The organism is bacterium (genome assembly GCA_035691305.1).
Taxonomy (GTDB): domain Bacteria; phylum Sysuimicrobiota; class Sysuimicrobiia; order Sysuimicrobiales; family Segetimicrobiaceae; genus DASSJF01.
Genome location: DASSJF010000020.1, coordinates 1 through 13,328, shown reverse-complemented (window position 1 = coordinate 13,328; position 13,328 = coordinate 1). Strand labels below are relative to the sequence as shown.

General features: G+C 69.7%; 14 protein-coding genes. 1 reads left to right on the top strand and 13 read right to left on the bottom strand.

Translation table 11 applies throughout. The annotated features are described in order from the left end of the window. The 9 genes from VFL28_03760 to VFL28_03720 form a co-directional block, all read right to left on the bottom strand. On the bottom strand, positions 1-939 hold a 939-nt coding region (locus tag VFL28_03760), incomplete at its 3' end, for a thiamine pyrophosphate-binding protein (GenBank protein ID HET7263760.1). Next, on the bottom strand, positions 936-2,291 hold the full coding sequence (gene glmM, locus VFL28_03755; protein ID HET7263759.1) for a phosphoglucosamine mutase: 1,356 nt from the start codon (positions 2,289-2,291) through the stop codon (positions 936-938). The genes VFL28_03760 and glmM, both read right to left, overlap by 4 nt. 4 nt (positions 2,292-2,295) lie before the next feature. Beyond that, positions 2,296-3,483: a CdaR family protein gene (locus VFL28_03750; protein HET7263758.1), complete on the bottom strand. Its 1,188-nt coding sequence runs from the start codon at positions 3,481-3,483 to the stop codon at positions 2,296-2,298. Further along, on the bottom strand, positions 3,480-4,340 hold the full coding sequence (gene cdaA, locus VFL28_03745) for a diadenylate cyclase CdaA (GenBank protein HET7263757.1): 861 nt from the start codon (positions 4,338-4,340) through the stop codon (positions 3,480-3,482). The genes VFL28_03750 and cdaA overlap by 4 nt, the downstream gene beginning before the upstream one ends. A gap of 85 nt (positions 4,341-4,425) precedes the next feature. Next, positions 4,426-5,421 carry an ornithine carbamoyltransferase gene (gene argF / locus VFL28_03740; protein HET7263756.1) on the bottom strand — a complete coding sequence of 332 codons (996 nt, stop codon included), beginning with the start codon at positions 5,419-5,421 and terminating at the stop codon, positions 4,426-4,428. A gap of 30 nt (positions 5,422-5,451) precedes the next feature. After that, positions 5,452-6,444 carry an NlpC/P60 family protein gene (locus VFL28_03735; GenBank protein ID HET7263755.1) on the bottom strand — a complete coding sequence of 331 codons (993 nt, stop codon included), beginning with the start codon at positions 6,442-6,444 and terminating at the stop codon, positions 5,452-5,454. Between the two features lie 89 nt (positions 6,445-6,533). Then, positions 6,534-6,932 (bottom strand): 30S ribosomal protein S9, encoded by a 399-nt coding sequence (gene rpsI / locus VFL28_03730; GenBank protein ID HET7263754.1) that lies wholly within the window; start codon positions 6,930-6,932, stop codon positions 6,534-6,536. Beyond that, on the bottom strand, positions 6,932-7,384 hold the full coding sequence (gene rplM / locus VFL28_03725; protein HET7263753.1) for a 50S ribosomal protein L13: 453 nt from the start codon (positions 7,382-7,384) through the stop codon (positions 6,932-6,934). Before rplM ends, rpsI begins: the two co-directional genes overlap by 1 nt. Positions 7,385-7,464: 80 nt before the next feature. Beyond that, positions 7,465-8,025 (bottom strand): Uma2 family endonuclease, encoded by a 561-nt coding sequence (locus VFL28_03720; GenBank protein HET7263752.1) that lies wholly within the window; start codon positions 8,023-8,025, stop codon positions 7,465-7,467. 345 nt (positions 8,026-8,370) lie between these two features. Here VFL28_03720 and VFL28_03715 point away from each other — a divergent pair, with 345 nt between their 5' ends. Beyond that, the gene (locus VFL28_03715; protein ID HET7263751.1) at positions 8,371-9,000 is read left to right on the top strand and encodes an FkbM family methyltransferase; all 630 of its coding nucleotides are present in this window, start codon (positions 8,371-8,373) and stop codon (positions 8,998-9,000) included. Between the two features lie 46 nt (positions 9,001-9,046). On the opposite strand, the gene VFL28_03710 is transcribed toward VFL28_03715, so the two are convergent. The 4 genes from VFL28_03710 to VFL28_03695 form a co-directional block, all read right to left on the bottom strand. Continuing rightward, positions 9,047-10,570: a radical SAM protein gene (locus VFL28_03710; protein ID HET7263750.1), complete on the bottom strand. Its 1,524-nt coding sequence runs from the start codon at positions 10,568-10,570 to the stop codon at positions 9,047-9,049. Further along, positions 10,567-11,769 (bottom strand): DegT/DnrJ/EryC1/StrS family aminotransferase, encoded by a 1,203-nt coding sequence (locus tag VFL28_03705; GenBank protein ID HET7263749.1) that lies wholly within the window; start codon positions 11,767-11,769, stop codon positions 10,567-10,569. The genes VFL28_03710 and VFL28_03705 overlap by 4 nt, the downstream gene beginning before the upstream one ends. A 3-nt stretch (positions 11,770-11,772) precedes the next feature. Next, positions 11,773-12,816 carry a transketolase C-terminal domain-containing protein gene (locus VFL28_03700; GenBank protein ID HET7263748.1) on the bottom strand — a complete coding sequence of 348 codons (1,044 nt, stop codon included), beginning with the start codon at positions 12,814-12,816 and terminating at the stop codon, positions 11,773-11,775. After that, positions 12,791-13,328 (bottom strand): thiamine pyrophosphate-dependent enzyme (locus VFL28_03695; protein HET7263747.1); only part of this gene is annotated, 538 nt, incomplete at its 5' end. The genes VFL28_03700 and VFL28_03695, both read right to left, overlap by 26 nt.

The window sequence follows — 13,328 nt, the reverse complement described above, 5'->3', positions numbered from 1 at the left end:
GGCCGCGACCGGATGATTCCGGGCGATAAACTCGGCGGCGAGATCCAGGTGCACCACGCGCGTCCCCGGCGCCAGCGGCGACGCGCCGTCGTACAAGAAGTGCTCGAACGGCGTCATCCCGACGGCGAGCACCACATCGTGGTCCGACAACGCGGCGCGCACCCCGCCCGCGAATCGCGGCAGCGCGCCGCGCGCCAGCGGGTGACGCGTCGGAAAGACGAAACGCGTCGGGTACGGCTCGAGCGCCACGGGCCACCCCGTCGCCTCGGCCAGCGCGAGCAGATCCGGCTCGGCGGAGGCCTGTGCCACCCGGTCGCCGGCCACGACGAGCGGCGCGCGGGCGCGGCGCAGGAGGTCGGCCGCGGTCGCGAGGCCCGCGGGATCGGGAGCGCCCCCGCGGGCCACGTGCGGCGCCACGTCCTCGACGGCCGCCTCGCCCCGCAGCACGTCGAGCGGCAGGGTCAGGAAGACCGGGCCGGTTGGCGGCGTGAGCGCTTCGTTCAGCGCGCGCCGCAGCGCGCGGCCGAGATCGGAAGCGTGCGCGACCTCGTGCGCCCACTTCACCATCGGCCGCACCCAGCGCACCATGTCCGAGTAGAGGAACGGCTCCTGCAGGGCGAGGCGCGTGTCTTGCTGGCCGCACAGCAGCAAGAGCGGGGTGCCGGCCCGCCCCGCGTTGTAGAGCAGACCGAGCGTGTTCGCGACGCCGCCCGTCGCGTGAAGGCTAAGCACGCCCACCCGCCCGCTCGCCTGCGCGTAGCCGTCCGCCATGCCGATGGCGACCGACTCCTGCAGCACCAGGCGATAGGCGATGCCCTCGAAGGAGACCAGTTCGTCGAGCAGCGGGAGTTCGGTGGTGCCGGGGTTGCCGAAAAGGTACTCGACGCCCGCCGAGCGGAGCATGTCGAGCAGGGCGCGGGCGCCGTTCGCGGCGGTCACGCCCGCACGACCACCGTCCCGCCCAGGCGCTCCGCGACCAGATCCGCCAGCTCTCGCGCGAGCGCCTCGGCCTCGCCGGCGCTCTCGCACTCGGTCATCACGCGGACGAGGGGCTCGGTCCCCGACGCGCGCACCAGCACGCGCCCGCGCTCCCCGAGGTGCCGCTCGGCGCGCGAGACGGCCGCGAGGATCTCGGGATCGTCCACCCAGCGGTCCGGGGACTGCACGCGCACGTTCAGCAGCACCTGAGGGTACCGGTGGAACCGCGCCGCCAGCTCGTCGAGGCCGCGCCCGGCCTCAAGTATCACGTTCGCGATCTGAATCGCGGTCAGCATCCCGTCACCGGTGGTCGCGTGGTCGAGGAAGATCACATGGCCGCTCTGCTCGCCGCCGAGCGTGATCCCGGTCTCGAGCAGGCGCTCGAGCACGTACCGGTCCCCGACCTTGGCCCGCTCGATCCGAATGCCCTCCGCGCGCAGCACGACCTCGAGCCCGAGGTTCGTCATCACCGTAGCGACGATCGCGTTCCCGGGCAGCCGTCCGTGGCGCCGGCGGTGGAGCGCCGCGATTCCCATGATCGCGTCCCCATCCACGATGCGGCCGCGGCGGTCCGCGGCGATCACCCGGTCGCCGTCGCCGTCATGGGCGAACCCGAGATCCGCGTGTTCCCGAACGACCGCCTCGGCGATGACCTCCGGATGGGTGGAGCCGCACCCGGCGTTGATGTTGGTCCCGTCGGGCTCGGCGTGGATCGGGATGACCGTCGCCCCGAGCGCCTCCCACAGCCGCGGCGCGATCGCGCTGGTCGCCCCGTTGGCGCAGTCGACGACGATCCGCCAGCCCGTGAAGCGGCCGCTCGCGAGCCCGGCGAGGAAGGCGAGGTACTGCTCGGGAGCGTCCGGCACGGTCGTCGTCCGGCCGACCTCGGTGCCCGACGGCCGCGGCAACCCGGCCGCGCTCTCGACGAACCGCTCGATCTCGTCCTCGACGGCGTCCGGAAGCTTGAAGCCGGTGGGCGCGAAGAACTTCAGCCCGTTGTCCTCGACCGGGTTGTGCGACGCGGAGATGACGACGCCGGCGTCCACGTTGAGCCGGCGGACGAGCAGCGCGACGCCCGGGGTCGGCAGCACGCCGAGGTGGACCGCGTCGGCCCCCGCGGAGCACAGGCCCGCCGCGAGCTGCGCTTCCAGCAGGTCTCCGGAGATCCGCGGGTCCCGGCCGATCGCCACACGCCCCCGCCGCCCCGGCGCCAGCACGTGGACCGCGGCCCGGGCGACGCGGTCGACGAGTTCGGTGGACAGATCGGCGTTGGCGACGCCGCGGATGCCGTCCGTGCCGAAGAGGCGGCCCACGCGGCTAGGACGGCGTGAGGATCACGAGGACGCGGGTCGGGCGGAGGTTGAGCACGCGCACGCCCTCGGGCAGCTGCGCCTGCGGCGTGAACTGGTAGCGCCCCGCGCCGCGTCCGCCGGCGTCCACCACGATGCGGATCGACTGCGCCGTGAGGTGGGCGACGACGTCGGTGGGCCCTTCGACCTGGACGTCGAGCGACGGCGGCACGACCTGCGGCCGCACGCCGGGACGGAGGCCGACGATCTGAATCGGCACGCCGCGCAGCGTCGTGCTGAGGGAGCCGCCGCTGAGCCGGATGGAAACGGTGACGCGGGCGACCGACGCCTGCACGCCGGCCGGAATCTGGAGCCCGACCTGCTGCCGGACGTCGCCTTTCGCGCGGCGCAGGTCGATCGGCGCGGTCGGCACGTCGGTCACGTTCCGCAGCACGAGGCTGGAGCCCATCAGCGTGACCGTCGCGGGATCGGTCGAGATACCCGCGACCGCCAGCGGCGCCGGAGGCGTGCCGGCGATCGACGGCACCACCGGCACGACCTTGGCGATCGCGCCTTCGCGGATCGTCAGCTGCGCCGCGACGAGCGGGGGGGCGATCGTCGGGCCGCGGACTTCCTGGCCGTTCGCGTCCACGAGGCGCACCTGCAGCGAGGTCGTCAGCTGCTGGCGGAGGTTCGTCGTGTCCACCGTCACGACGGCGTGACGGATCTCCTCGACCTGCGTCGCCGCGCCGGTCACCATGACGTAGGACGGCGTCACGCGCGGCGTCCCGACCGTGAGCCCCTGGGGCAGGGAGCCGATGAAACCGACTTCAACCGGAAACCGCCGCGTCTCCACGGCGTCGAGGACGACGAGCACCTCCTGCGGCGTCTGGGCGGCCGCCCTGACTTCCGGCGGCGCCGCCACTACGACCGGGATGCGGTGTTCGCCGGGCCGCAGACCGCTGAGATCGATCGACGCGTCGAGAAGTGCGGGTGAGAGCAGCGCGACGGCCGACCGCGGGCCGGAAAGCCGTACCTGGACCCGGGAGGGCGGCGCCTGGACCAGCACCTCGTTCGCCGACAGCCCGCGGACGTGGAGCTCCACGTTCATCGTTCGCTCGACGAGCGGGTTCTGCGCCGTCGCAACGTACAACCAGGCGATGCTCGCGACGGAGAGCGACAGGATCGCATAGAGCAGACGCTCGCGGGAATTCACGTCTCCCGTCTCCGCCACAGCGGCATCCGGAAGGACGGCACGCGCACGGCCGGCACGCCGGGCACGTGCAGACCGCGCGGCGCCACCGCCGGAATGCCGGCCAGGGCGAGGAGTCGCGCCTTCAGCTCCTCCTCTGTGAGACCGCGCTCGAGGCGCCCTTCCACCGCGAGCGAGATCGTCCCCGTCTCCTCCGACACCACGACGGCAAGCGCGTCGGTCACCTCGGTCAAACCGATCGCGGCCCGGTGCCGGGTCCCGAGCGGCCGAATCAGGCCGGGGCGTTCGCTGAGGGGCAGCAGACACCCCGCGGCGACGAGCCGGTTGCCGCGGATGATCACCGCCCCGTCGTGCAGGGGCGTGTTTGGAAAGAAGATATTGATCAGCAGCTGGACCGTGACGGCGCCGTCCACCCGGATGCCGGTCTCGATGAAGTCCTCGAGGCCGACGCGCCGCTCGAGCACGATGAGCGCGCCGATCTTCCGCGAGCCCAGGATGCGCGCCGCGCGGGCGACGTCGTTGACGAGCCGGATCGCTGCTTCCCGGTCGAGGCCGTGCGGGGTGAAACCGACCAGCGACACGCTCCCGCGGCCGAGCTGTTCGAGCATCCGCCGCAGCTCCGGCTGGAACAACACGAGGAGCGCGATCGGCACGACCAGGCCGACGTAGCTCAGCAGCCACTGCAGCGTGTAGAGGCCCAGCCACCGGCTGACCACATACGCCGCGAACAAGAGGCCGAGCCCGGTGACGAGCTGCACGGCCCGGGTGCCGCGGATGAGCATGAGAATCTGGTAGACGACAAACGCCACGACGAGGATGTCGAGCAGGTCCCAGATTCTAAGCGGGAACGGCCACGCCACGCGTCACCTCGAGCCCAAGCACGGCCGGCGGTCCGGCTTCAGTTTCACGGTTGCCTCGTCGCGGCGCCGGCGGGCGGCGGCGCCCCTACAGGATCGCCGCGAGAAGGGCCTTCTGCGAATGGAGCCGGTTCTCCGCCTCGTCGAACGCGACGCACCGCGGCCCGTCCATGACCTCGTCGGTGATCTCCTCGCCGCGGTGGGCGGGCAGGCAGTGGGAGACGACCGCGTCCGCGGGCGCCCGCGCGAGCAGCACCGCGTTGACCTGATACGGCGCAAACGCCCGGCGTCGGGCGACGGCCTCCTGCTCCTGCCCCATGCTCGTCCAGACGTCCGTCAGGATCAAATCGGCGGCCGACACGGCCTGCACCGGGTCGTCCGTGAGCTCGATCGTCCCGTGGCTCTGGACCGCGTCGGCCCGGGCCCTCGCGATGCTGTCGCCGTCGAGCCCGTAGGCCTGCGGCGCACAGATCGTGAGCGACAGGCCGAGTTTGCCCGTCGCGAATGCGAGCGAGCGCAGCACGTTGTTGCCGTCGCCGATCCAGACGACCCGCACGTCCGTGAGCCGCCCCCACCGCTCGCGGATGGTCAGCAGCGTGGCGAGCGTCTGGCAGGGATGCTCCCAGTCCGACAGCGCGTTTACGACCGGGATGCGGGCGCCGCGCGCCAGCTCCAGAATCGTATCGTGTGAGAACGTCCGCGCGGCGACGCCGTCCACCCAGCGCTCGAGGTTCTTCGCGACGTCGAGGGGCGACTCGCGGCTCCCCATTTCGATATCGCGCGGGCTGAGGTAGATCGCGTGGCCGCCGAGCTGCAGCATGCCGGTCTGAAACGTCACGTGCGTGCGCAGCGAGGGCTTTTCAAAGACGAGCGCCAGCACCTTGCCGGCAAGCAGCGGCGGCCGGTCTCCCGCCCGGGCGCGGGTTTTCATCTCGAGAGCCGCTTCGATGAGCGCGCGGATTTCGTTCGCGGTGAGATCGAGCACCGCCGTGTAGTCGCGTCCGCGCAGGTCCATGGTCTTGGGATGCTTCGCGGCCGGCGCCGGCGCATCCCGCCGGCCGACCCGGCGAACTGTGGAGTTCAAGCCGGCGCGGCGTCCGGCCCCGATCGCGCTTTACAGGATGCGCCGGGCCCCGAGGTAGTGCGTCACGTAGTACGGGGCGTCCAGCCGGTCGATGAGGACGCGCTGCGCGCTCGACGCGGAATGTACGAACTCTCCCTCGCCGATGTAGATACCGACATGCGACGCACCGGTGCCGTCCGTGTTGAAGAAGACCAAGTCACCGGCGGTAAGGTCCGTCCGGTCGACCGGCGTGCCGGCCGTCCACTGCTCGTACGACGTGCGTGGAAGGCCCGGCACGTACGGCGAGTAGACGAGATGCACGAGGCCCGAGCAGTCGACGCCGGCCGGGGTCGTTCCGCCCCAGACGTACGGCGTGCCGACGTACCGCAGCGCCGAGGCCCGCACGCGGGCCGGCAGCGCGCTCCGGACGGGCGGGACCGGGCGCGGCGCGAGATTGGCTGGCAAAGCCGGTTCGTCGAGTCCGGGGTGGTTAGGCTCGGCCGGGGTGAACCGCGACAGGTCGGAAGGCATCGCATCGGCCGGCGGCACTGTGGCGCCGGGCTCGGCCGTCCGGGGCAGCCCGAGAACCTGTCCCACGATGATCGCGGGCGACGTCAGCCCGTTCGCTTCTTCCAGCGCCTGCACCGTCGTCCCGTGGGTCACGGCAAGATGGTACAGCGTGTCGCCCGGCCGCACGGCGTAGGGAACCGAGGCAGACGGCGCCGCGACCGCCGTCCGGCCGGATGGACCCAGCCGTGACGGAACCGGCGACTGCAGCTGCCGCGCCAGCCGCGCCATAGGCACGACCGGGGTTCCGGGCGCCGCCGCCTCGCCGGGGATGGTCAGGACGTCTCCAATCCGGATCCGCGACGGATCGTGAATGCCGTTGACCTGCGCGAGAAGCTGAAGCGGCACGTGGAAGCGGCGGGCGACGCTGAACAGAGTGTCGTGCGGCGCCACGGTGTAGCGGGTCGCCGCGGCGGCGGGACCGGCCGCGGTCAGGGCGAGCAGTACCGCCACGACGATCGCTGCAACGACGTGCACGCTCCCCCTCCTGAACGCTCCGATCGGGCGACTGTGTCATACCCGCGCGGAACGCTTTTCAGACTGCGGGAGCTGCCTGCACGTCGGTGCTAACGCTTGGAGTACTGGAAGCCCTTGCGCGCCCTCTTGTGGCCGTACTTCTTCCGCTCTTTCTTCCGCGGGTCGCGGGTCATGAACCCCGCCTTCCGCATCGCCGACCGCAGTTCGGGATCGATTGCGACGAGCGCCCGGGCGATGCCGAGCCGGATCGCGCCGGCCTGCCCTACGACGCCGCCCCCGGTCACGCTCGCGATCACGTCGAACCGGCCTTCCGCGTTCGCCACGGCGAGCGGCTGCCGCACGGTGATCAGCAGCGGACCCTTCGGCAGGTGCTGCTCGACCGGCCGGTTGTTGACGGTGATCGTCCCCGTTCCCGGGACGAGACGCACCCGCGCCTGAGACGCCTTGCGCCCTCCGGACGCCACGATGCTCGGACTGGCCTCACTCATCACGCTTCACGCCCCTTCGTCATGCGCCCGGCGACGGCGAGCGGCTGCGGCTGCTGCGCCGCGTGCCGGTGCGCCGTGCCGCGGTAGATGCGGAGCTTGCGCAGGCACTCGCGGCCGAGCGGATTCTTCGGCAGCATGCCCCGCACCGCTTCGCGGATCACGTACTCGGGGCGTCGCGCCATCATCTTGCCGGCGGCCGTCGCCCGCAGCCCGCCCGGGTAGCCGGAGTGCCGGTAGTAGATCTTCTGTTCGGCCTTCCGTCCGGTCAGCCGGATCTTGTCGGCGTTGACCACGATCACGTAATCGCCCGTCACCGACGGCGCGTACGTCGGCCGGTTCTTGCCCTTCAACACGGCCGCGACCTGACTCGCCAGACGCCCCAACACCTTGTCTTTCGCGTCGACCAGGTACCACCGTGTCGGGACGCCGGCCACAATCACTTCAGTACGCATTCATGCCCTCCTCGAACAACGCAGGGCTAGATTATAGCACGATCACAGCCGAAAACATCAAGGCCGTCGACGACCGAAGTCTACGGGAGAATCGCGTTTACGGGCAGTCGCACTGTGTTCCCGGACACCGAAACGACGTGGTCGGCGGACGACAAGGTGGTACGTTCTCGGTAAGACCCGGTCACGCGATCCGGATCACGGTTCACTTCGAGACTGCTGTCGTTGATATCGAGAATCCAGTATTCCGGAATCCCGGCCCGCGCGTACATCGCAAGCTTACGAGTTCGATCGAATTGGATGCTCGCATCTGCAACTTCCACCAGCAGAACGGCGGTCGATGGATGGTGCACGCGAAAATCGTCGGCCGAACCACGTACGACGGCGATATCAGGTTCTGGAATGGACATCGAATCCCCGGCGAGCGCAATGGGCAGTTGCGCCCGCACGATGAACGCGTGGTCAAAGATGGCTTCCAATGCCTTCTGCAGACGATAGACCGCGGTCGCATGCGCTGCGCCCTGCGCCGTCATCTCGACGATCTCGCCATCAACGAGCTGGATGCGCGCATCCGGAGGAAACGCGCCCGCGGCGACTAAGCGCTCGAACTCGTCGCGTGTCCACAGTTTGGTGCGCACCGCCATCTGCGCCCCCGGTTTCATGGTGCGAGTCTTCCTTCCACAATGATAACACCACCGCTTGCGGCGACCGCTCCCCGGGGTAAGGGCGTCGAAGCGAGATCCGAACCCGGATTCGCAGGCTATTGACACATATTATCATATCGAAACATCTAAAATTCCATCCAACGTCCTGCCGGCGCCGGTGCCCGGCCGAAGGGCCCCGACGCGTCTAACGTGAACGTGATCGCGCCAATGTTCCTCACCGGCTTGCTCGTCCGGCTACCGTCCACCAGTCTGCTTGGCGGTGTTGTTCGCCGGCTCTTTCGGCTTGTGCCCCGTCGGCCGGTCGAGCCGGTTCGAAACGGTGCGTTGCGCGGGTACAAATGGATCGTGGCGTCGGGAGTCGACGGCTACTGGCTGGGCACCTACGAGCCGGAGATGGGGGACGCGGTCGCGCGGGCGGTCGCGGCGAACGGCGTCTTCTTCGATGTCGGCGCGCACGCAGGCTACTACTCGCTGCTGGCGTCGCGGCTGGTCGGCGCGAACGGGCGCGTCGTCGCGTTCGAGCCCGACCCCCGCAGCATCGGCTATCTCAAGCAGCACCTCCAGCTGAATGACGCATCGAACGTGTCCGTCGTGGAGGCCGCGGTTGCGGATGTCGCCGGCGCGGCGAAGTTCGCGCCGGAGGCGGGCGGCTCCGGCGGCGCGCTGTCGCCCACGGGGACCGCCATGGTGACGACCGTGACGATCGACGCCCTCGTAGACATCGGCGCCCTGCCGGCCCCCAACTACCTCAAGATCAACGCCGAAGGCGCGGAGTTCCGGGTGATTTGCGGCGCCCGCAAAGTGCTGCGTACGATCCGGCCCACCGTGTTTCTCGCGACCCACAACCCCGCCGTCGAGCGTCAGTGCCTGAGCGCCTTGGAAAGCCTCCGGTACGCGGTCCGGCCGATCACGCGGGACGCGTGGTTGTGCGTCCCGCTGACGGCGCAGGGGTAGCGCGGCACAGAGCGGCGCCGGGCGGTCCGGCCGGGCCGAAGCGCGGTCAGGTCCCCGAGGCGGTCTTCGAGTACAGCCTCGTCATCGGGAACGAGGCCATCTCCCGGATGTGCTCCACCGTGGCTTTCCCAAACTTGCGCTCCACCATCTCGAGGTACGGCGGATGCGAGAAGTACACGTTGAAGGCGTGGTCCCGGAACTTGAGCACCTCGAGCCCCGAGATGTGCTTCGTGGGCAGCGGCAGTGTGTCGCGGGAGTGCTGTGAGTACCCCGACCACTTCTCCGGCAGCGGCCAGCCGTTCTGGACCGCGACGTTGTAGAGCTGCGAACCCGGGTAGGCCATGGCCGAGTACAGGTTGACGAACTCGCAGTTGAGCGCGAGCGCCATATCGAGCGTCGCCTGCATCGTCTCGTGGTCGTCCTCGGGCAACCCGAAGATGTAGTTGCCGATCACGTTGATGCCGCCGGCCCGCACGCGCGCGATCGTCGCGTAGATCTCGTCCTGGTCGAACCGTTTGTCCACGTCCGTGCGCACCCGGTCGCTGCCGGCCTCGATGCCGAAGCACAACCAGTTGAATCCCGCGCGCTTCAGCTTCTCGACCGTATCGTCGCCGCGGACGGTGTCGACCCGCGCGTAGGCCCAGATGTTGACGTCGTATCCGCGTTCGATGATCAGATCGCAGATGCCGTGAACGTGCCGCATGTTGAGGACGAACATCTCGTCGGCGAACTTGATATTCCGGACGCCGTACCTGGTGACCAGGTGGCCGATCTGGTCCACCGTCGTCTTCGGATCCCAGAACCGATAGCTGTTCACGGCCTCCTTGTAGCCGAGGGCCTGCTCGCCGGTCTTGAAGGGCGCCTGGATGCAGCAGAAACTACAGTGATACGGACAGCCGAGCGTCGTATAGATCGAGGCGTACGGCTGCCGCTTGAGGTCGCCGAAGCAGTGCCAGTTGTGGGCGCGGTACCGGTCCATCGGCAGCATGTCCCACGCGAGGCCCGGCATCTCCTGATCGAGATTCCCCACGAGCGGCGCCGGCTGGGTCGTCCGGATCTTGCCGCCGTCCCGGTACCACAGTCCGCGCACTTTTGAATAATCGGGATGGGCGGACCCGACGGCCTCGAGCAGATCGGCCAGGGTGTACGGGCCTTCGCCGCCGCAGACGAAGTCGGCCGCCTCGTCACGAAGGGTCCGCTCCGGCAGGGCCGCGACGTGCCCGCCGACCAGCAGCACCTTGAGCTCGGGCGCCGCCTGCTTCACCGCGGCGCAGATCGCGCCCGCCGCCGGCATCACCTGCGTCGACGCCGACGGCTGGTGCCCGTAGGCGACCACCGCGACGAGGCGCGGGGACATCTCGACCGCGCGCTGCGCCGTCTCCTCGGGAGAGAGATCCAGGGCGTGGCTGTCGACGAGTTCGACCGAGTAGCCGCGCTTCCGCGCGAACGTGGCCATGAGCCCCGCCCACACCGGCGGCTCGATCGCGCTCAGGGTCGACCCGAGCGACTGATAGATCTGGCGGCGGGCCCCCGGGGCGATCAGCACCAGGTCCAGCGGTTTCCCCGTCATGCCGCGCCCTCCCGCACGGACAGCACCGTATCACAGATGTGGTGCACGTCGTCGACCGTCAGCAGCGGATGGTTCGGCAGCTGGAACGCGGCCAGGTGGATCTTGTCGGCGACCGGAAAGACCGTGCTGCCGTACCGGTCGGTCCAGTAGGGCTGCCGCGACATGTTGCCCCCGCCCAGCGGCCGAGTTTCGATGTTCGCGGCGCGCAGCGCCCGGGCGATGCGCTCGCGGTGGTCCTGGGACGCGGCCACCGCCGCGAACGAAATGCTGGAGATCATCGCACGGTCGCACCCCTGGCAGTGGAAGCCCGGCGCCTGAGCGAACCGCGCCTGATAGGCCGTGTGGTTCTCGACGCGGCGGCGGACGACGTCGTCCAGCCGGGCAAGCTGCGACAGGCCGATTTTGGCGTTGAGATCGCTCGAGCGGAAATTGAAGCCCGGGTGATAGAACGTGAACGGCCGGTTGAACTCGATCACGCCGCGGCTGTGCGCCTGTGCCTCCTCCCGCTCGGGCGCGAGGTCTTTGGCCCAGCCGTGCGCACGGGTCTGCACCAGCACGTCGTGGAGCCCCTCGTCGCTCGTGCACACCATGCCGCCCTCGATCGTCGACATGTGGTGCCCGTAGTAGAACGAGAACGCGCTGAGATCGCCGAACGTCCCCACCCGGCGGCCGTCGTAGCGGGAGCCGGTGGCGGCGCAGGCGTCTTCCATCAGGGCGAACTCGTACCGCGCCTTGAGCTTCAGCAGCGCCTCCATCTCGTTCGGCACGCCGAGCACGTGTACGACGATCACGGCGGCCGGATCGTGCCGTTTGAGCAGATCCTCGAGATGGTTGAGGTCGAGGCCGAAGGTCCTCCAGTCCGCCTCGCACATCACGGGCTCGAAGCCGAGCTGGATCGCCGGCATCACCGTCGTCGCCCACGAGATCGCCGGGACGACGACCTTCGTGTTGCGCAGCCGCCCGGAGTACAAGAGCGCCGCGTACATCAACAGGTCGGCGGAGGAGCCGGAGTTGACGAACGCGGCGTGCGTGACGCCGAGCCACTCCGCCCACCGCTGCTCGAACTCGCGCACGAGCGGCCCCTGGGTCAGCCAGGGGTCGGTTTCCAGCCACGCGATCAGGTCGCGCAGGTCCCCGCGCGTGATCGTGTGGTCGGCGAGCATGTAGCGCTTCGGCGCGCGGGCCGTCTCGCGAGACATTCGCTAGAACGGCCCCTTGAAGGCGACCATCTCGGGCGCTTCCAGGGCCGCCGGCGCCCACGCCCCGGCCTCGCCGCGCACCTGCCGATACGCGGCGTGCGCGATCTGCTCGACCGACGGATAGTAGATGTCCTGAAGGTTCTTGGTCGTCGGGCACGGCACGGGCGCGTAGCCCATCCGGTGCACCTGCACCCGCCGCCCCGGCAGCCGTTCCACCACCCGCGCCGCGATCTCGGCGGTCGCCCCGCACATCGTCCAGGACGTATCGACCGCGACGAGCCGCCCCGTCTTGCGGACGGATTCCACGATCGTCTCCGCGTCGAGCGGGCTCAGCGACACCGGATCGATCACGTCGGCGCGGATGCCCGCTTCCTCGAGGCTGCGCGCGGCCCGGAGGCATTCCAGCGCCATGTACGAGATCCCGACGAGGGTCACGTCGTCGCCGTGCGCGAGATGCCGCGCCTTGCCGAACGGAACCGTGTAGGGCTCGGCCGGCACGTGGCCCTTTTGATAGTGAAGCATCCGGTGCTCCATGAAGACGACCGGGTTGTCGTCGCGGATGCTCTCGATCAACAGCCCCTTCGCGTCGTAGGGTGTGCTGGGCGCCGCGACTTTCAGGCCCGGGATGTGCATCAACAGCGCGTGCAGACCCTGCGAGTGGGTCGGCCCCTGCCCCCAGCTGCGCCCGATCGTCGCGCGGACCACGATCGGCACCTTCACCGCGCCCCCCGACATGTAGCGCAGTTTGGCCGCTTCGTTGACGAGCTGGTTCATCGCGACGAGCAGGTAGTCCATGCGCGCGTGCACGTGCACCGGACGGAGGCCCGCGAGCGCCGCGCCGATCGCGACGCCGGTCATCGCCTCCTCGGCGAGCGGCGTGTCGGAGACGCGGTCGGGCCCGAAGCGCTCGAGCAGTCCTTTCGTCGTCCCGAAGATCGCCTTGAAGTCGTCGACCCCGAGCCCAAACAGGATGACGGAGGCGTCGCGCTCCATTTCCTGTTCCGTCGCCTCGCGGATCGCGTCAGCGTACGTCAACAGGCGTTCCATGGCGCGCCTCCGTGAAGACGTCCGTGTACAGCTCCTCGGGATCGGGGATCGGGCTTCGTTCGGCGAACTCGAAGGCCTCGCGGATCTCCGCGAGCACCTCTCGGTCGATCGCTTCGCGCTCCGTGGCCGGCACCGCCCGGGCGAGCCGCGTCAGCTGGTCCGCCGCGATCCACGGCTCGAGGTCGCTGCGCGAGCGGTAGCCTTTGTCGTAGTCCTCGTTCGGACCGACGTGTTCGCGCCAGCGGTAGGTGATGCACTCCAAGAATCGCGGTCCCGCCGAGGGGTCGGCCCGCATCTCCGCCGCGGCGCGCTGCGTCCAATCGTAGATCTTGAACACGTCCATGTCCTCGATCCGCTCGGCGGCCACGCCGTAGGCCCGCACCCGCTCGCAGAAGCCGGACACCGGCTGCCGGGCGCGGATGTGGCTGTGGATCGCGTAGGAGTTGTTCTCGCAGATAAAGAGGACCGGCAGTTTTTTCAGCGACGCGAAGCTGATCGCCTCGGACACCGAC